This is a genomic window from Bradyrhizobium sp. WBOS08 (assembly GCF_024585125.1).
Classification (GTDB): Bacteria; Pseudomonadota; Alphaproteobacteria; order Rhizobiales; family Xanthobacteraceae; genus Bradyrhizobium; species Bradyrhizobium japonicum_B.
The window spans coordinates 2,864,793-2,882,080 of record NZ_CP028988.1 but is presented as its reverse complement, the minus strand read 5'-3'; the positions used below and the strand labels follow the sequence as shown (position 1 = coordinate 2,882,080).

Below are 17,288 nucleotides of genomic sequence, written 5' to 3'. Positions count from 1 at the left end.
GGCAAACGCCCATTCGATTGAGGCGTTACCGCAAATCTATCCGTGCAGATCGAATGGAAAAAGAACAAATTGACTGCGAAGGCCATCGGGGGGAATGTGATGCACCCAAGTCGCTCCTATATTGACAGGGTACCGAGATAGTGACGCAGATGAAGAGCCCTGTTCTAGTTCTGTCGACTGTGAATGCGCCCTATAGCAAGAAGCTAGACGCGCAGGAGCTTGTCCATTGTCTGCTGGACCCTGCTTCGGCGAAGGCGGCCTGCGGTCCCATGTCGTCGTTTTTCGGGGACGTTGAACCCGAACTGCAAATCGCATTCGCGGAGACATATGGCATCAGCCACGACCAACTGGTTGCCGCAGCGAAGGCCTTTGCCGAATTTTCGGGACAATCCTACCCACTCGCGGCGTGACGGATGAGCGCTCAATCCGATTGGGCGCAACTTTTCCGTATTGCCTATGCGATGATCCGGCAAGTCAACGCCGAACAGAACATCATTGATCGTTGGATGTTCGGCGGCGGCACAGCAGATGATGCTGCATCCCTCGCATCTTCTGCATTTGTCGACGTAGCGAAGGCGAGCCAACCAAAGTAGGCTTCGTCTACAAGACGTCCGCTAGAATTTCCAACCTTCAGAGAGGATCATTCCCTTGAAGGTGATGCACTCGACACTTTCCGCATTGCAGACATAGGGAATCTTCCGGTTCTCTGCGCTACCGGGGTGCTCGTCCGCGACGACCTTCCAATGCTGACCGCCGTCCTTAGCCATTGCGATGACGAACGGGTCCGCTCCGCTTATTCCCTTATGTGGTTTTTTAGTGTTATGGTGCGTCTTCATCAGCTCCCGAACAATCGTCTGTACGGACGTGGATTCCTCGACAAAAAGATCTGTTTGATTCTTACACCAATCGTGGCAATCGTCACCAGGACGGGCCTCGTCGAAAACCGCCCGCGGCGACTTCAGACGTCCTTGGACGATTAGCTCTTCAATACGATAGACAAGCTTCTCGAAGATCGACGGCGGATACTCCTCCACATGCCATTTGATTATTGAGCTCGTATCGATGACATAGATCGTTTTCGGACCGGCCAATGCTTAGCTCCGAAAAACAAGCTCTCGAACCCTCGCTACTTGTCCTGCCCGTAAGCCCAAATACCGGGAGGCATCGCTCAGAGAAAGGTTCGCGTTCAAATAGCTCTCAACAATCATTTTGACGAGCGGTCGCCCCAGATCGCTGACGACCTCCTGCGGCATGTTTCGCTTAAAGTCTGCATCTTCCTTAACCGAGGTAGGCTCGTACACTCGCCAAGACACGGCGCGCGATGCATAGAACGTCCGAGTGGTTCGGCCAAAAGTCAGCAGCCGGCGCAATACCACGTGTTTGCTGACGCCGAAGTTCCGCGCGATGGAGTCCAGCTCTTCGTCATCCCATTCGCGGGGCTGCGTGTGCGTCTTCACTAGTGCATCAGCCAAGAGCGCGTCTCGCGGCACAAGGGTCGCCGCCGCTACGGCATTGCAGAAAACTTCCATGGCCTGCTCTTGAGGAGGCCGCGCAAAATTCTCCTCAATGTCGCACAGACTGCTCTCCCCGAGCAGAACGTGAACAAATTCGTGCAAAAGAGTGAAGGTGCGCCCGTTCGGGGCGAGCTTGCGATTGATGCCTATGATCGGAAGTGGGCGCTCTGTTAACGAGAACCCAAGCATTTCCGACGGCAACACACCCGTCACCTGAAACACGAGAACGCCGGCATCCTCAACGCGCGAACGCCAAGCGTTGTAGCTCTTGCGCGGGTCTCGCCATGAGCGCTGCTCCGCCTCAGAAACCTTTAGCAACTTACGTATTTCGCTGCCCAAGCCTTCGGCGTCAACAGTCTTGGCCACCTTGGGCAGCTCCGCGACCGGTATGTCCTGCTCTTCCGCAAAATCAAGAGCCAGTTCTCGGCGAATGCGCGCCTGCCTAAGCTGAAAGCGGATCGCGCGGCCGTAGTGGAAGACCCCGTCACCGGGCAGCCGCCTGAAGTCGTGGGGTAGCGCACCTTCTTCAGGCGGCGTAGGCAAATAGAAATCGCTGAGTTGCCGCTTGTACACAGCGGCCATCTTGCGGAGCTGCGGCATGCTGGGACGCTCGTCGCCGCCTTCCCAGGCCAAGACCTTTTTGTCGGTCGTTTGCAGCGACCGCGCCGCCTCCTCCCTGGTTAGGCCGGCGGTTTCCCTCGCCCATCTCAGAAGGGGAGCTTCTACTAATGCTTCAGCGCTTCTGGCCATTATGGGGCGTCCGGATGCTCACTTCGCTTCAGCAGTCCACAGCACCATCGATATAGGCAAATCGTCAACAGTCTGAACCCACTTTTGCAAATTTGAGAAACTTAGCGGGGTCGATTCCGCAACCCGCGGCGCCGGAGAAGGCCCCTCCGAGGGGACCCGCGCTGCCGTAACCAGGATCGTCATTGCAAACCCAAGTCAGCCCCCGGCGGCGTGGCGAACCACGTTTCTGTCCGGATCAGCTGGATGCTCTGGGAAAAATTGGAGCGGGCGAAGGGGCTCGAACCCTCGACCCCGACCTTGGCAAGGTCGTGCTCTACCACTGAGCTACACCCGCATCCTGTGTCGGTCGCGTGACGCGCCGGCAACGGCTGTCGTATGCCAAAAGCGGGAGGGGAATGCAACAGCTACCGGCGGCCTAGATGCGCAATCCGGGGGCCCAATATCGACCCCTGATGCGGCCAAACAGCCCGAAAACGCTCCGGAACCGCCGAATCAGCCGCGATGGATTGAAATTCGGCCCATTCGGCCCAATCTAGGAGCCGACAGCGCAGCAGAGGAAGCGGCGGCGTGCTAAAGAACCGCCATTCCGGACATCAGACAAGGGGATCCCGTGACGATCATCGACCAGGGTAACGGAGCCGCAAACCCGGCCGCCGCCGATCTGATCAAGGACACCACCACCCAGACCTTCGTGAAGGACGTCATCGAGGAATCGAAGCGCCAGCCGGTGCTGATCGATTTCTGGGCGGAATGGTGCGGCCCCTGCAAGCAGCTCACCCCCGTGCTGGAAAAGGCCGTCAGGGCGGCCAAGGGCAAGGTCAAGCTGGTCAAGATGAACATCGACCAGCACCCGGCGATCCCCGGCCAGATGGGCATCCAGTCGATCCCGGCCGTGATCGCCTTCGTCAACGGCCAGCCGGCCGACGGCTTCATGGGTGCGGTGCCCGAGAGCCAGCTCAATGCCTTCATCGAAAAGCTCACGAAGGGCGTCGTCGCGCCGGGCGAGGTCAACGTCGCCGAGATCGTGCAGGAGGCCGAGGCGGTGCTCGCCGAGGGCGACGTCGCTGCGGCAGCGCAGATCTATGCCGAAGCGCTCCAGCACGATTCGACCAATATCGCAGCGCTGGCCGGCCTTGCGAAGTGCTACGCCGTCTCCGGCGCGATGGAGCAGGCCAAGCAGACGCTGGCCATGGTGCCGGAATCCAAGCGCAACGACCCGGCGGTGAAGGCCGTGCAGACCACGATTGATCTCGCCGAGCAGGCGCAGTCGCTCGGACCGGTCGCCGAGCTGGAACAGAAAGTCGCCGCAAACCCGCTCGATCATCAGGCCCGATTCGACCTGGCGACCGCGCTCAACGCGAAAGGCGACCGCACTGCTGCCACCGCGCAGCTGCTCGAGATCGTCAAGCGTGACCGCAAATGGAACGATGACGGTGCCCGCAAGCAGCTGGTGCAGTTCTTCGAGGCGTGGGGCGGCACGGATGATGCAACCGTCGAGGGGCGCAAGCGCTTGTCGACGATCCTGTTTTCGTAAGGCCCTGTTTTGAGCATGATCTGTTCGGAAAACCGCTGCACACTTCGCGCCGACGGGGTCCTCCGGATCCGGATCATGCACTAGCAAGGGCAGGGGGACCGGGCAGATGCCGATCAATATCGAATATCGCGGCCCCGCCGACCTCCCGGAGATCATTCCGGTGTTTCCGCTGCCGGGTGCGCTGCTGCTGCCGCGCGGCCAGATGCCGCTCAACATCTTCGAGCCGCGCTACCTCGCGATGGTCGATGATTCCTTCCGCGACGGCCATCGCCTGATCGGCATGATCCAGCCCGACGTCGCGCACTCGCCGAAGGATTCCGACAAGCCGACGCTGTTCCGGGTCGGCTGCGTCGGCCGCATCACCCAGCTCGCCGAATCCGGCGACGGCCGCTACATCCTCGAGCTCACCGGCGTCTCGCGCTTCAAGGTGATCGAGGAGCTCGACGTGCTCACCGCCTACCGGCAGTGCAAGGTGGACTTCTTCGCCTTCGCCAACGACTTCACAGCGCGCATGGGCGAGGAGGAGGTCGACCGCGAGGCACTGCTGGCCGTGCTGGCGGATTTCCTGAAAGCCAACAATCTCAAGGTCGACTGGGAGGGCGTGGAAAGCGCGCCCAACGAGGCGCTCGTCAACGCGCTGGCGATGATGTCGCCCTATGGCCCCGCCGAGAAGCAGGCCATGCTGGAAGCGCCCGACCTGAAGACCCGCGCCGAGATCCTGATCGCCGTCACCGAGATGGATCTCGCCAAGAAGCGCACCAGCGGCGATCCGCCGCTGCAGTGAGGGGACGGCGTTCAGCCTGACCGCAGTGCGCTTCAGGCTGCGTGGATGGCCGCTTCCGCCTTGCGCTGCGCCGGTGGCGCGATCCTGGAGGCCTGCAGCGGCCGGCTGAAATAATAGCCCTGCGCCTCGGCGCAGCCCTCCTCGCGCAGGATGGCCAGCTGCTCGGCGGTTTCGACGCCCTCGGCCGTGGATGTCTTGCCGAGGCTGGTGGCGAATCTGACCACTGCGCGCGCGATCCGATGGGATTCTTCCGTCGTGCTGGCGAGCTCGCTGACGAAGCTGCGATCAATCTTGACCTTGTCGAACGGGAACTTCTGCAGGAAGCTCAGCGACGAATAGCCGGTGCCGAAATCGTCGAGGGCGATCCGCACGCCGAGCTTGCGCAATTGGCCGAGCGCGGCGAATACAGCCCCGCTGTCGTGCATGATGACGGTCTCGGTGACCTCGAGCTCAAGCCTGTTCGAGGCAATTCCCGAATTTGCCAATGCGCCGACAATCGAGGCGACGAGCTCCCTGCCTCTGAATTGCGCGGGAGACAGGTTTATCGCGATCTTCAGATCGGAGGGCCACTTGGCTGCTTCGGCGCAGGCGGTCCTCAGGACCCATTCGCCGATGGGCAGGATCAGGCCGGTTTCCTCCGCGAGCGGAATGAACTCGCCCGGCAACACCGGACCGCGCTCGGGGTGATGCCACCGCAACAACGCCTCATAGCCGCAGATTCGTCCGCTCTCCACAGCCACGAACGGCTGGTAATGGAGCTCGAATTCGCCCCGCGCCAGCGCCTTGCGCAGATCCTTTTCCAGGTTGCGGCGGACGTGCATGCGCTGATCGAGCTCCGGCTCGAAGAAACGGAATGCGCCGCGTCCGCCGCCCTTCGCCGCGTAGAGGGCGAGATCGGCGCTCTTGAGGATCGTGTCTGAATCGGTCCCGTCGCGGGGCGCAATGGCGATTCCGATGCTGGTGCCCACGATGACCTGGTGATCGCCGAGATCAAACGGTTCGCAGAGCGCGCCTTTGATCGCCTCGGCCAAGGCCGCCGCGTCCATGGCCGGGCTTGTCACGTAGTCGACGACGGCGAATTCGTCGCCGCCCAGTCGAGCGATGAACGTGGTCTCCCTGCCGCAATCCTGCAAACGGGCCGCGACTGAACGCAGCAGCGAGTCGCCTGCCGGATGTCCGAGCGTGTCATTGATCTCCTTGAATCGATCGAGGTCGAGCATCAGGACCGCCAAATGGAGATTTCCGTCACGCGTGTCGGCCAGAGCATGCTCCAAGCGCGCTCTGAGCAGGACGCGGTTCGGCAGCTCCGTCAGGGCGTCGTGTTGCGCCATATAGGTGATCTTGGCTTCGGACCGGCGCTGCTCCGTGACGTCGAGATGCGTGGCCACCCAGCCGCCGCCGGCCATCGGCTGCCGCGTCACGCAGATCAGCCGGCCGTCGGCGAACGCGTCGATCCGGCTCGAAACCGCATGGACCGGCAATGCATCGAGCTTGGCGATCTGCCGTTCGGCGGCCAAATCGCTGGCATCGCCGTCGAGTATGCCGTTCATGATGCGATGCCGGATGATGTCGCGGTGCGCGGTTCCCGCGCGCAACAGCTCCGGCGGCAGCCGGTACAGTCGGGCGTAGCGCTCGTTGCATATGACGAGCCGCTTCTCGGCATCGAACATGCAAAGGCCCTCGACCATGTGGTTGATGGCCGTGTCGAGCCTCAGCGTCTGCTCCTGCAATTCCCGCTGGGAATCTTCGAGCTGCTGACGGGCGACCGAAAGCTGGCTGATGATCTCTTCGAACTTGGCGGTTCTGCTTGCCAGGCGGCGATCGGCCAGCACGCCGATCAGGCTCATCCCCAGCACGGACAGCGCGACACCGGCGATCGCAAGCGCGAGAACGGCCGGAGACAGCGACAGGGCGCTGGTCGCGCGCGTGGGATCCGGCGTGATATGCACCGCACCCATCGCCGTGAAGTGATGCGACATGATGGCAAGCGTCAGCAGGACGGCCGCCGCGAGCGTGCCCTGGTAGTTCCGATACTTGATCGCGACAGCCAGGGCGGCATGGCCGAAGCACATGCCGAGAACGATCGAGACGAGCACGAGATCCAGCGACCACGCGACGCGGCCGGGCACTTCGAGCGCCCACATTCCGAGATAGTGCATGCTGGCAATGCCGCCGCCGACGATGATGCCGCCTGTCCCCGGGCGCCACCGGCCGGAATCGCCGGCCGCGACGCCGAAGCCGACCGACGTCAGAAACATTGCGGTGGCCAGCGAAAGTGACGTCAGCACGATGCCGTAGCCGGTCGCAACGCCCGGCTCGTAGGCGAGCATGGCGACGAAATGCGTTGCCCAGATGCCGTAGCCGATGGCGGCCCCGGCGATCGCGATCCAGATCAGGCGCGTTCTTGCGCGCGCCGCGATCGCACGATGGAAGATACTGACCGCGACGATGCTGGCGACGAAGCAGACCAGACCAGCGAGCACGACGAGCCGAAGATCATGCTCGACCGTAAGACAAGACAAGACGCGAAACATCCAAGCCGCTCCCTCGGCAACATCGCCGATTTAGAAACGGGCCAATCGCGTTGATTTTGTGCCGTGACTGATTGGATGCTTATCGACGCATTAAGCTCATCGGCGCAATTTGAACTTTGCCGACCACCGGCGCGCGACGGCGCCGCGCCGGAAAGCGCCACGGAATGAGTGGAGGGGAATCTCTAGGGACGATTGCGAATGTGCTTGCGGCCGGTGAGCATCGCGCGGGTCAGATTCTCGCGCTGGAGAATCCCCATCAGCAGCACGCCCACCACATGCAGCACGACCAGGACGATGACCGCGTCCGACGAATAATGGTGGGTGTCCTCGACCCACCAGACGCCGAAGAACGTGACGGTGACCGACATCGCGCCGGTGATCGCCGAAACGGCCAGCGAGACCAGCAGCGCCACCAGCATCACCGTGCCGGCCGGATTGAGCCCGATATAGCGGCCGGTGATGCCGCGGCGCAAATTCCAGAGATAGCTTGGCGCGGCCCGCAGCCTGGCCCTCATCATGCGGAAACGCGAATAGCGGCTTCCCCAGAAGCCCCAGACGAGCCGGAAGGCGAGGAGCCCAAGCACCGCATAGCCGACGAAGCGGTGAAGCCGATCATGGACGGTCGGCGTGAACCACGCGGTCAGAACGCAGGCCGCGAGGCTCCAGTGCCAAAGGCGCAGCGGCAGGTCCCAGACCAAAACCGTCCGCGAAGCGGTTCGATCCGCAGGGGCCCTGTCGGACGCCCCGCGCGCTTGCGGGATCGCTTCCTCAATCAAGCGAAGACCATCCTCGAGCCCTGCCTTGGGCAGATCAATCCGCGCAGCCTCTTTCACGGCCTGCTTGACAATTTGCTTGCCTGTTTACTTGGCGATCGTGTGCTTCAGGCTGAGGTCTTCGGGGCTGTAGAACAGCTCGTAGAGCTTGCCTTCCTTGACGCCGTAGACCTCGTAACATGAGCCTTCGATCTTGGAGCGCCGCACCTCGTAGCCCAGGGCCTTGGCCTTGGCTTCGGCTTCGCTGGCCGGCTTCCACGACGCCTTGTCGAGCTTTGTGCAGTTCTTGAATCCGTCGGCCATGGCCGCCGACCCCATGCCCATCCCGATCGTCAGTGCGATGGCAACAACACGAATGACCTTCACGAACATCTTCTCCTCTGCCGTGCGCGCTACGCGAGCCGCGTCGAAGGAAGCAAAGGGGGAGATGAAGTCAATCCGGTATGCGCGTCGATGATCTTAGATAAGTTCTAATCGGTCGCCTTAGATCGGTTCTAATGTGAGCGAACGCTGTCCGGGCGCAACGCGGCCTAGACCGCCGCTGCAGCCTCGCGGTCCAGGTACGGCCGCTAGTAGCCGGCCACGGCGAGCGCCACGACGAAGCTCATGCCAACCCAGCCGAAATGCCGACCGCGCGTCGCAAGGGCGTTGGCCAAGGCCGCAAAGCCGAACACGACCGCGAAGGTGGCGACGATCCAGTGCCGGGCAGGGTTCGACTCCATCCCGGGCGCGGCGAGCAGCAGCACGCCGCCGCCGATCCACGCCACCGTGCCGGCCTGCCACACCAGGCGGATCAACACGCGCAGGCGCGGCGGCTCGATGCGGGCATGCGTGAACACCTTGGTCTCGCCGAGCATGCCGTGGATCAGCGCGATCGCGATCGCCGCGAGGCCGGAACATTGCAGGAGCAGGTCGCGCATGGGCATATCTCCATACAGTGATGTACGGTCATGCACCCGCTTGCGTCGGGCTGTCAATACATTAGTGTATGGTCAAATCCCGGGACCCCGACATGACCGACCAGCTCTCCGCCGACGACTGGATCAAGGAAGGCCTCAAGGCGCTCGCCAAGAGCGGCTTCACCGCGCTCAAGGCCGACCCGCTGGCAAGGGCCATGGGAGTGTCGCGCGGCAGCTTCTATTGGCATTTCGCCGACCTCGGTGCGTTCCACGCCGCCGTGCTGAAGCGCTGGCGCGAGATCGCGGCGGAGCAGATCATCGCCGACGTCGAGGCCGCCGGCGACGAGCCGCTGCAGGCGCTGCTGCGGCGCTCGTTCGGCGCGCGGCTCGATCTCGAACGCGCGGTGCGCAACTGGGCGGCCTTCGACGCGGCGGCGCAAGCAGCCGTGCGCGCAATCGACCGCCGCAGGCTCGACTATATCGAACAGCTGCTGGCGAAGCGTGGGCTCGGGGCGGCGACGGCGCAGGCCCGCGCACAGATTCTCTACTGGACGTTTCTCGGCTTTGCCCTGTCGGGCGCGCCAATCCCGGCAGCCCGGCTCCAGGCCCTGCTCGACGAGGTCTTCACGATGGTCACGGCTTGAGCCCCGCGATGGGCGGGCGGGAAATTCTGTGCTAGAGGCAGCCGATCGCCGGAGACCCCAATGAACGCGCCCACCGAACGTCCCGAAGCCAGCGTCGATCCCAAATTGCTGGAGATTCTCGTCTGCCCGCTGACCAAGGGCCCGCTGGAGTTCGATGCTGCAAGGCAAGAGCTGATCTCGCGCAGCGCCAAGCTCGCCTATCCGATTCGCGACGGCATCCCGATCATGCTGCCGGAAGAGGCGCGCAAGATCGATTGAATGTGAGCGAATAGGGGGTAGCGAATAGCGAATGGACCTACTCGCCAATCGCTACTCGCGATTCGCCGCTACAACGCCTCGCCCTTCAACAATCTTGGCACCTCGCCGGTGAGTCCGGCGGCCTGGCGGATGAACAGGTTCTTCAGCGGCGGGGCGCGGTCGACGAGGCCGAGGCCGATGTCGCGGACCGTGCGCAGCAGCGTCGATTGGTTCGAGAACAGCAAGTTCAGCGAGTTGGTGGCAACGCCCATTGCCATGGTGTCGAAGCGGCGCCAGCGCTGGTAGCGCTCGAGCACGTCGGCTGCGCCGATATCCATGCCGAGCCGCGCGGCATCGACGACGACCTCGGCCAGCGCCGCGACATCCTTCAGCCCCATGTTGAGGCCCTGGCCCGCAATGGGGTGGATGACGTGGGCGGCATCGCCGACCAGCGCGAGGCGGGTGGCGATGAAGGAGCGCGCGACGAAATAGGACAGCGGGAACGCGCGCGGCTTGTCGAGCGCCTTCACCTCGCCGAGATGCAGCCCGAAGCGCTGCTCGAGCTCGGCGTGAAACTCCTCCTCGCCGAGCTCCACGATGCGCGCGGCCTCGGCCCGGCGCTCGGTCCACACCAGCGAGGAGCGCTTGCCCGAGAGCGGCAGGATCGCGAACGGGCCTGCCGGCAGGAAGTGCTCCTCGGCGCGGCCCTCGTGGTCGCGCTCGTGGCCGACGGTGACGACGATGCCGGCCTGGTCGTACTCCCAGCCATGGGTTGGAATGCCGGCGCGCTCGCGCAACCTCGACCGCGCGCCGTCGGCGGCGACTAGCAGGCTGGCCGCAATCACGCTGCCATCGCCGAGCGTCACATCGATGCCTTCGGGACGCGCGTCGTAGGAGGCGACGGTGGTGGCCCGAAGATCGATGCCCTCGGCTTCCGCACGCGCCGTCAGCGCGTCGATCAGGCGGCGGTTCTCGACCATATGCGCAAAGGGCTCGCCCGGCGCGACGTCGCCGGCGAAGTTGAGGAACACCGGACGGGTGGCGTCCTCCAGCTTGGAATCGGTGACGACCATGTCGAGGATCGGCTGCGCCTCGCTCTTGACCTCGTCCCAGGCGCCGAGCGCCTCGAACAGGCGGCGGCAGGCGGCCACGATCGCGGTGGCGCGGGGATCGCGGCTCGGCCGGGTGCCAAGCGCGGGATCGGCCACGATGACGGGAATCTCGGGCCCGAGCCCCTGGCGCAGGGCCAGGGCCAGCGCGAGGCCAGCAAACGCGCCGCCACCAATGACAATGCTACCCTGTACCGACATACCCAAATTCCCGGTCAATTCTCGGTCTTGCTAGCAGACTTGAGCTGGGCGAAACAGTGCGGTGAAACGAGGGCGGAACGGCCCCCATCGTGTCATTCCGGGCCTGCGCCGTTCCGGCGCATCCCGGAATGACGACTCAGAGAGCTGTGTCCATGTCCAAAAGCCTGATCGACCTGATTTCGATCCTCGACCTCGAGCAGCTCGAGGTGAACCTGTTCCGCGGCAACAGTCCGAAGACCAGCTGGCAGCGCGTGTTCGGCGGTCAGGTGATCGGGCAGGCGATGGTCGCGGCCTGCCGCACCGTCGAGGGGCGCCTGCCGCATTCGCTGCATTGCTATTTCATCCTGCCGGGCGATCCGCAGATTCCGATCATCTACCAGGTCGAACGCCTGCGCGACGGCAAGAGCTATTCGACCCGCCGCGTCACCGCGATCCAGCACGGCAACGCGATCTTCTCGATCATGGTCTCGTTCCATGCCGAGGAGGAGAGCGCGTTCGACCATCAGGACAAGATGCCCGACGTGCCACCGCCGGAGAAGCTCACGGCGGAGGAGGTGGCGAAGCAGCCGATGTTCAAGGAGATGCCGGAGTTCATCCGCCGCTATTATGAATCCGATCGTCCGATCGAGCTGCGCCCGGTCGAGCTCGGCCGCTATTTCGGCCAGAAGATCGACGACGGCCGCATCCATGTCTGGATCAAGACCGCGGCGACGCTGCCTGACGATCCGGCGCTGCACATGTGTGCGCTCGCCTACGCCTCGGATTTCTCGCTGCTGGACGCGATCATGGCGCGCTATGGCCGCACTCTGTTCGACAAGCGCATGATGCCGGCGAGCCTCGACCACGCGATGTGGTTTCACCGCCCGTTCCGCGCCGACGAATGGCTGCTCTACGCGCAGGATTCGCCGAGCGCGCGCGGCGGCCGCGGCCTGACGCGGGGCTCGATCTTCAAGCCCGACGGCACGCTGGTCGCCTCCGTCGCGCAGGAAGGCTCGGTGCGCGAGCGCAAGGGGTGATCACCTCGAACGCGAGGTCTCGCGTTCGAGGCTTTCCGGATCAGGCTGCTTGAGCGCCGCGCGGCGCGAGCACGGTCTGCGAGGCAAACCAGTTCATGATCCAGCGATAGACCCACGGGATCGGGATGATCAGGCTGCACAGGATCGCAGCGACGATGCCGCGCCAGAGGATGTCGAGACCAGAGCCAGTGAACACGATCTCGCGCCGCGTACCTTCGATGTTGCGGCAGAACCAGCGCATCTGCGCTGCGGCGACCCAGGCCCAGCCGATGATGGTGATGATCGAAATCGCGAACAGCAGATTCCAGCCGATATAGGCCCAGACCGAGCCGGTGAAGCTGAGGCCCAGCGGCTGCCCGTTGGAGGCGAGGTTCGCGATCATCCATTTGATCAGCAGCCAGTAGAGCACGATCTGCACGACGAACAGCAGGTTGCTCAGGATCTCGCTGCCGACGAAGCCGAGGGCGATCGCCAGACCGATGAAGCCGAAGAACCAGGGCACCAGCGTCATCGCGCTGCCGGTGAAGCTGAGATTGGGTCGTCCCGGGACTTTGAAGCAGGGCACGATCCAGTTCGTGTACCAGACGAACAGCCACGGCACCGGGATGATGAAGCACGAGCCGATCACCAGCACGAGCGTGCGCCAGGTGAATTCGAGGATGCTGAAATCGACGGCCAGCGATCCACCGCTTCCGCCGCCGGCATAGCCACCGGCACCCATCATCGGCGGGCCGCCCGCCGGCATCATCGGCGGCGCGCCGCCGCCCCCGACCAGGCCGGGAATTTCGGCGGCCTTCTGCCAGCCGGCCATGCCCTCGGTCCACACCAGCGTGTCCGGACGCACCACCCCCTGGGCGACGAGATCGCGGAATTGCCCTTCCGGGAAGGGCCCCTGCTGCTTGCCCTCGGATGCGTAGAACCAACTCGCCATGAAGCGTCCCCCTCAAAATACTTATGTCCCGCCTGGCAGGCCCGGGTTCACCGCATCCATGCCAAAAATGCATTGTGAAGGATGAACACTTGCCCTGTACAGGGGCGGCCATTCACATGACCGCCCTTGGCCAAACGTTTTTCCGCTTCAATCTGCAAGTTTTTTGTGCCATTTGCCCGGAAAGATGCCAGATTGACGCAGCGCCGGGGACATACGGCGCGCCGCACCCCGGGGAATAGGCCTGACCATGAAACTCGTCGTCGCGATCATCAAACCCTTCAAGCTCGACGAGGTCCGCCAGGCCCTGACGGCGATCGGCGTCCACGGCATGACCGTGACCGAGGTGAAGGGCTATGGCCGCCAGAAGGGCCACACCGAGATTTATCGCGGCGCCGAATATGTCGTGAACTTCCTGCCCAAGCTGCGCATCGAGATCGCGGTCGCCTCCGACATCGCCGACAAGGCCGTGGGTGTGATCACCGCCTCCGCGCGCACCGGGCAGATCGGCGACGGCAAGATCTTCGTCACGCCGATTGATCACGCGCTGCGTATCCGCACCGGAGAAACCGACAGCGACGCGCTCTAGGATTTTGTCTTGACGCGTCTTCTTCGCGCGAGCCGGGATCCACTTCGCGCGAGAACGCTCTGATATTGCTTCTTCGATCGCACCGGGCAAAGACGCCAGAGGTGCGACGCCAATTGATGCCGGGGGGAACGATATGGCGGGATTGTTGCGCCGCGCAGCCGCAATGGCTGCGCCGATCGGAATTGCGCTGCTCATGGCTGCGCCCGCGCAAGCCGCGGCAAGCGAGATCAACGCCGCCGACACCGCCTGGATGACCGTCGCCACCGCGCTGGTGCTGATGATGACGATCCCGGGCCTCGCGCTGTTCTATGCCGGCATGGTGCGCAAGAAGAACGTGCTCGCCACCATGGCGCAGAGCCTCGCCTCCGTCGCGCTGATCTCCATTCTCTGGGTCGCGTTCGGCTATTCGCTGTGCTTCGTCGGCGATGGCCCGTGGATCGGCACGCTCGACCGCTGGTTTCTCGCCGGCATGACCATGGACAGCGTCAATCCGGCGGCGAAGACCATCCCGGAAGCGCTGTTCATGCTGTACCAGATGACCTTTGCCATCATCACGGTGGCGCTGGTCGCGGGTTCGGTCGCCGACCGGATGCGGTTCTCCGCCTATCTCCTGTTCTCCGTCGCCTGGTTCATCTTCGTCTACATTCCGCTGGCGCATTGGGTGTGGGGCGGCGGCTTCCTCAGCAGCATGGGCGTGCTCGATTTCGCCGGCGGCCTCGTGGTGCACCTGTCGGCAGGCACCGGCGGCCTCGTTGCGGCGAGGGTGATGGGGCGGCGCCACGGCTACGGCAGCGAAAATCTCTCGCCGTTCGATCTTTCGCTTGCGGTGATGGGCACCGGCCTGTTGTGGGTCGGCTGGTTCGGCTTCAACGGCGGCTCGGCGGGCGCGGCCAATTCACGCGCGGTGATGGCGATCATCGCGACGCACCTCGCCGCCTGCGCCGGCGCGCTGACCTGGGGCGCGATCGAATGGTCGACGCGGCGCAAGCCCTCCGTGCTCGGCATGATCTCCGGCGCGGTGGCCGGGCTCGGCACCATCACGCCGGCCTCCGGATTCGTGGCGCCCTGGCACGGCATCGTCATCGGCATCATTGCCGGCGCGGTCTGCTATTGGGCCTGCACCTGGCTGAAGCACCGCTTCAACTATGACGATTCCCTGGACGTGTTCGGCGTCCACGGCATCGGCGGCCTGACCGGGACCCTGCTCGCCGGCGTGTTCGCAACCAGCGCCATCGGCGGCACCGCCGGCCTTTTCGAGGGCCATCCGCAGCAATTGCTGATCCAACTCTATGGGATCGCCATTACCTTCGTCTGGTCGGCAGGCGTGAGCTTCATCCTGCTCAAGCTGGTCGGCCTGTTCGTGCCCTTGCGCGTATCCCGTGAGCAGGAACTCGAGGGGCTGGATATTTCGCAGCACGGCGAAGCCCTGCAATAAGCGCCGACGCTACAAAATTACCTTTTCGCTGCCCGACACATGAGCAACATTGTGTCGGCAGCCTGTCGTGCTCGCGTTTTGAGCAGGCATGACCACGTTTTGGGCGCGACGGAATAGCGCACCGCACTGCAATACCCGTCAGACGCGAAAACCCCCGTTTTCATAGTCCATTAGGCAACACGCCCGATCTGGCACGGCATTTGATTCTAGGGGTCCTGGCTGTGCCCGCGTAGTGAACTTCTCCCTCGTGGCGAACCAGTCGAGAACGCCCGGCCATGTCCGGACCGGGCCCAAGCGGGGATAGGACCCATGAAAATTGTTATGGCGATCATTAAGCCATTCAAGCTGGAAGAAGTCCGTGACGCCCTGACCGCCATCGGCGTTCATGGTCTCACGGTGACGGAAGTCAAGGGATATGGCCGCCAGAAGGGCCATACGGAAATCTATCGCGGCGCCGAATATGCCGTGAGCTTCCTGCCCAAGATCAAGATCGAGGTCGCTGTCGCCTCCGACCAGGTCGACAAGACCATCGACGCCATCACGTCCGCCGCGAAAACCGGACAGATCGGCGACGGCAAGATCTTCGTCATCAACCTCGACCACGCGGTGCGCATCCGCACCGGCGAGGCCGATGCCGCGGCCCTCTGATTTCGCGCTCAACCTTATCCAAGCAGGAGTGAATATTATGACGTTCAAGCGTCCCTATGGCGCGGGATTGGCGGCTCTCGCAGTCGGCCTGTTCGCTGCGACCGCAGCCTACGCCGAGCCAACAATCAACAAGGGAGACAACGCCTGGATGATGACATCGACAGTGCTTGTGCTGTTGATGACGATCCCCGGCCTCGCCCTGTTCTACGGCGGTCTCGTCCGCTCCAAGAACATGCTCTCCGTCCTGATGCAGGTGTTCTACACCGTCTGCGTCGTCACCGTGATCTGGGCCGTGTACGGCTACAGCCTCACCTTCACCGGCGGCTCGGACTTCATCGGCGGCTTCTCCAAGGCCTTCATGATGGGCGTCACCACCGACACCAAGGCCGCGACCTTCTCGGTCGACGCCAACATCTCGGAGCTCATCTATGTGTGCTTCCAGATGACCTTCGCGGCGATCACGCCCGCCCTCATCGTCGGCGCCTTCGCCGAGCGCATGAAGTTCGCGGCGATCGCGCTGTTCGTCCCGCTCTGGGTCACGCTGGTGTATTTCCCGATCGCGCACATGGTCTGGTACTGGCAGGGTCCGGATCTGATCCAGGACGCGGCCAAGGCGCTCGCGGCGGCCACTGACGCGGCGGCCAAGACCGCGGCGCAGGCCAAGCTCGACGAGCTCAATGCCGACGCCGGCTGGATCTTCAAGATGGGCGCGATCGACTTCGCCGGCGGCACCGTGGTGCACATCAACGCCGGCATCGCGGGCCTCGTCGGCGCTCTGCTGATCGGCAAGCGCGTCGGTTACGGCAAGGAGCTGATGGCTCCGCACTCGCTGACCATGTCGATGATCGGCGCCTCGCTGCTCTGGGTCGGCTGGTTCGGCTTCAACGCCGGCTCCAACCTCGAAGCCAGCGGCGGCGCTGCGCTCGCCATGACCAACTCCTTCGTCGCCACCGCGGCCGCCGCGCTGTCGTGGATGTTCGCGGAGTGGATCATCAAGGGTCACCCCTCGGTGCTCGGCGTCATCTCCGGCGCTGTCGCGGGCCTCGTGGCCGTCACCCCTGCCGCCGGCTTCTCCGGTGTCATGGGCGCAATCGTCCTCGGTCTCGTGGTCGGCGTGGTCTGCCTGTTCTTCTGCACCGTCGTGAAGAACGCGCTCGGCTATGACGACAGCCTCGACGTGTTCGGCGTGCACTGCGTCGGCGGCATCGTCGGCGCCATCGGCACCGGCATTCTCGTCAACCCCGCCCTCGGCGGCGCCGGCATCGTCGACTACACCGCGATCCCGCCCAAGGTTGCCGATTACGACTTCGCCGTGCAGATGCTGGCCCAGATCAAGGCCGTCGTGACCACGCTGGTGTGGTCGGGCGTCGGCTCGGCGATCCTCTACAAGGTCGTCGACGTGATCGTCGGTCTGCGCACCAATGTCGAAAGCGAGCGTGAAGGTCTCGACATCACCGAGCACACCGAGCGCGCCTACAACATGTAACTCCTCCCGGGCGCGGCTCCTTCGGGGATCGCGCCCCGACCTACGGTTCGGGCACATACCCGGCAATGCCCTGACCGTCGAGGGGCTCCAGCGCAAGCTGGAGCCCCTTTCTTTTGGTCAGGGTTGTTTTTGTTTCGCAGCGAAGAAAGGGATTGCCATGCCGCACCGGCGGGAGCGGTGAGCAACCAGCCCCAACGGCAGCCGCAT

General features: G+C 63.7%; 19 protein-coding genes and 1 tRNA gene. 11 read left to right on the top strand and 9 right to left on the bottom strand.

Annotated features, from left to right (window positions below; all coding sequences use genetic code 11):
• Positions 1-149 precede the first annotated feature (149 nt).
• Together DCM80_RS13705 and DCM80_RS13700 are read left to right on the top strand one after the other, a co-directional pair.
• On the top strand, positions 150-410 hold the full coding sequence (locus tag DCM80_RS13705) for a hypothetical protein (protein WP_257179144.1): 261 nt from the start codon (positions 150-152) through the stop codon (positions 408-410).
• Between the two features lie 3 nt (positions 411-413).
• Entirely contained in the window at positions 414-593 is a 180-nt protein-coding gene (locus DCM80_RS13700; protein ID WP_257197433.1) for a hypothetical protein, read from the top strand.
• Between the two features lie 21 nt (positions 594-614).
• Here the strand turns inward: DCM80_RS13700 and DCM80_RS13695 are convergent, their stop codons facing one another.
• The 3 genes from DCM80_RS13695 to DCM80_RS13685 all read right to left on the bottom strand — a co-directional run bounded on the left by DCM80_RS13695 (position 615) and on the right by DCM80_RS13685 (position 2,598).
• Positions 615-1,091, bottom strand: a complete 477-nt coding sequence (locus DCM80_RS13695) for a DUF4411 family protein (RefSeq protein ID WP_257197432.1) — start codon at positions 1,089-1,091, stop codon at positions 615-617.
• 3 nt (positions 1,092-1,094) lie between these two features.
• Positions 1,095-2,264 (bottom strand): XRE family transcriptional regulator, encoded by a 1,170-nt coding sequence (locus tag DCM80_RS13690; protein WP_257197431.1) that lies wholly within the window; start codon positions 2,262-2,264, stop codon positions 1,095-1,097.
• A gap of 259 nt (positions 2,265-2,523) precedes the next feature.
• Positions 2,524-2,598: transfer RNA gene (locus DCM80_RS13685), tRNA-Gly, on the bottom strand.
• Positions 2,599-2,874: 276 nt separating this feature from the next.
• On the opposite strand from DCM80_RS13685, the gene trxA reads away from it, so the two are divergent.
• Positions 2,875-3,798, top strand: a complete 924-nt coding sequence (gene trxA / locus DCM80_RS13680) for a thioredoxin (protein WP_257197430.1) — start codon at positions 2,875-2,877, stop codon at positions 3,796-3,798.
• A 106-nt stretch (positions 3,799-3,904) separates the two neighbouring features.
• Positions 3,905-4,582, top strand: a complete 678-nt coding sequence (locus tag DCM80_RS13675; RefSeq protein WP_257197429.1) for an LON peptidase substrate-binding domain-containing protein — start codon at positions 3,905-3,907, stop codon at positions 4,580-4,582.
• A 32-nt stretch (positions 4,583-4,614) separates the two neighbouring features.
• Here the strand turns inward: DCM80_RS13675 and DCM80_RS13670 are convergent, their stop codons facing one another.
• From DCM80_RS13670 to DCM80_RS13655, 4 genes are all read right to left on the bottom strand, one after another.
• Positions 4,615-7,116, bottom strand: coding sequence for an EAL domain-containing protein (locus tag DCM80_RS13670; RefSeq protein ID WP_257197428.1), 2,502 nt, complete (start codon positions 7,114-7,116; stop codon positions 4,615-4,617).
• Between the two features lie 182 nt (positions 7,117-7,298).
• A complete protein-coding gene (locus DCM80_RS13665) occupies positions 7,299-7,892 on the bottom strand; it encodes a cytochrome b/b6 domain-containing protein (protein WP_257197427.1) in 594 nt (197 codons plus the stop codon).
• Positions 7,893-7,976: 84 nt separating this feature from the next.
• Positions 7,977-8,255 (bottom strand): PepSY domain-containing protein, encoded by a 279-nt coding sequence (locus tag DCM80_RS13660; protein ID WP_028133416.1) that lies wholly within the window; start codon positions 8,253-8,255, stop codon positions 7,977-7,979.
• A 203-nt stretch (positions 8,256-8,458) separates the two neighbouring features.
• Positions 8,459-8,809 carry a hypothetical protein gene (locus DCM80_RS13655; RefSeq protein WP_257197426.1) on the bottom strand — a complete coding sequence of 117 codons (351 nt, stop codon included), beginning with the start codon at positions 8,807-8,809 and terminating at the stop codon, positions 8,459-8,461.
• Between the two features lie 92 nt (positions 8,810-8,901).
• Between DCM80_RS13655 and DCM80_RS13650 the strand changes: the two genes are divergently transcribed.
• Positions 8,902-9,432: a TetR/AcrR family transcriptional regulator gene (locus tag DCM80_RS13650; RefSeq protein WP_257197425.1), complete on the top strand. Its 531-nt coding sequence runs from the start codon at positions 8,902-8,904 to the stop codon at positions 9,430-9,432.
• 60 nt (positions 9,433-9,492) lie between these two features.
• Positions 9,493-9,690 carry a Trm112 family protein gene (locus DCM80_RS13645; protein ID WP_028133418.1) on the top strand — a complete coding sequence of 66 codons (198 nt, stop codon included), beginning with the start codon at positions 9,493-9,495 and terminating at the stop codon, positions 9,688-9,690.
• A gap of 68 nt (positions 9,691-9,758) precedes the next feature.
• On the opposite strand, the gene DCM80_RS13640 is transcribed toward DCM80_RS13645, so the two are convergent.
• Positions 9,759-10,979 carry a ubiquinone biosynthesis hydroxylase gene (locus DCM80_RS13640; RefSeq protein ID WP_257197424.1) on the bottom strand — a complete coding sequence of 407 codons (1,221 nt, stop codon included), beginning with the start codon at positions 10,977-10,979 and terminating at the stop codon, positions 9,759-9,761.
• Positions 10,980-11,131: 152 nt separating this feature from the next.
• On the opposite strand from DCM80_RS13640, the gene tesB reads away from it, so the two are divergent.
• Positions 11,132-11,995 carry an acyl-CoA thioesterase II gene (gene tesB / locus DCM80_RS13635; RefSeq protein WP_028133420.1) on the top strand — a complete coding sequence of 288 codons (864 nt, stop codon included), beginning with the start codon at positions 11,132-11,134 and terminating at the stop codon, positions 11,993-11,995.
• A gap of 40 nt (positions 11,996-12,035) precedes the next feature.
• Here the strand turns inward: tesB and DCM80_RS13630 are convergent, their stop codons facing one another.
• Positions 12,036-12,926 carry a DUF4339 domain-containing protein gene (locus DCM80_RS13630; protein WP_257197423.1) on the bottom strand — a complete coding sequence of 297 codons (891 nt, stop codon included), beginning with the start codon at positions 12,924-12,926 and terminating at the stop codon, positions 12,036-12,038.
• 247 nt (positions 12,927-13,173) lie between these two features.
• On the opposite strand from DCM80_RS13630, the gene DCM80_RS13625 reads away from it, so the two are divergent.
• The 4 genes from DCM80_RS13625 (at position 13,174) to DCM80_RS13610 (ending at position 17,081) form a co-directional block, all read left to right on the top strand.
• Complete coding sequence (locus tag DCM80_RS13625) at positions 13,174-13,512, top strand: P-II family nitrogen regulator (RefSeq protein ID WP_027535359.1); 339 nt, start codon at positions 13,174-13,176, stop codon at positions 13,510-13,512.
• Positions 13,513-13,645: 133 nt separating this feature from the next.
• Positions 13,646-14,947, top strand: a complete 1,302-nt coding sequence (locus DCM80_RS13620; protein WP_257197422.1) for an ammonium transporter — start codon at positions 13,646-13,648, stop codon at positions 14,945-14,947.
• Positions 14,948-15,256: 309 nt separating this feature from the next.
• Positions 15,257-15,595, top strand: a complete 339-nt coding sequence (locus tag DCM80_RS13615) for a P-II family nitrogen regulator (RefSeq protein ID WP_008142813.1) — start codon at positions 15,257-15,259, stop codon at positions 15,593-15,595.
• 37 nt (positions 15,596-15,632) lie between these two features.
• Entirely contained in the window at positions 15,633-17,081 is a 1,449-nt protein-coding gene (locus DCM80_RS13610) for an ammonium transporter (RefSeq protein WP_257179133.1), read from the top strand.
• Positions 17,082-17,288 lie beyond the last annotated feature (207 nt).

Coding starts and splice junctions, on each gene's coding strand:
- DCM80_RS13705 (WP_257179144.1), top strand. CDS start 150: ATGAAGAGCCCTGTTCTAGTTCTGTCGACTGTGAATGCGCCCTATAGC.
- DCM80_RS13700 (WP_257197433.1), top strand. CDS start 414: ATGAGCGCTCAATCCGATTGGGCGCAACTTTTCCGTATTGCCTATGCG.
- DCM80_RS13690 (WP_257197431.1), bottom strand. CDS start 2,264: ATGGCCAGAAGCGCTGAAGCATTAGTAGAAGCTCCCCTTCTGAGATGG.
- DCM80_RS13675 (WP_257197429.1), top strand. CDS start 3,905: ATGCCGATCAATATCGAATATCGCGGCCCCGCCGACCTCCCGGAGATC.
- DCM80_RS13670 (WP_257197428.1), bottom strand. CDS start 7,116: ATGTTTCGCGTCTTGTCTTGTCTTACGGTCGAGCATGATCTTCGGCTC.
- DCM80_RS13655 (WP_257197426.1), bottom strand. CDS start 8,809: ATGCGCGACCTGCTCCTGCAATGTTCCGGCCTCGCGGCGATCGCGATC.
- DCM80_RS13650 (WP_257197425.1), top strand. CDS start 8,902: ATGACCGACCAGCTCTCCGCCGACGACTGGATCAAGGAAGGCCTCAAG.
- DCM80_RS13645 (WP_028133418.1), top strand. CDS start 9,493: ATGAACGCGCCCACCGAACGTCCCGAAGCCAGCGTCGATCCCAAATTG.
- DCM80_RS13640 (WP_257197424.1), bottom strand. CDS start 10,979: ATGTCGGTACAGGGTAGCATTGTCATTGGTGGCGGCGCGTTTGCTGGC.
- tesB (WP_028133420.1), top strand. CDS start 11,132: ATGTCCAAAAGCCTGATCGACCTGATTTCGATCCTCGACCTCGAGCAG.
- DCM80_RS13630 (WP_257197423.1), bottom strand. CDS start 12,926: ATGGCGAGTTGGTTCTACGCATCCGAGGGCAAGCAGCAGGGGCCCTTC.
- DCM80_RS13625 (WP_027535359.1), top strand. CDS start 13,174: ATGAAACTCGTCGTCGCGATCATCAAACCCTTCAAGCTCGACGAGGTC.
- DCM80_RS13620 (WP_257197422.1), top strand. CDS start 13,646: ATGGCGGGATTGTTGCGCCGCGCAGCCGCAATGGCTGCGCCGATCGGA.
- DCM80_RS13615 (WP_008142813.1), top strand. CDS start 15,257: ATGAAAATTGTTATGGCGATCATTAAGCCATTCAAGCTGGAAGAAGTC.
- DCM80_RS13610 (WP_257179133.1), top strand. CDS start 15,633: ATGACGTTCAAGCGTCCCTATGGCGCGGGATTGGCGGCTCTCGCAGTC.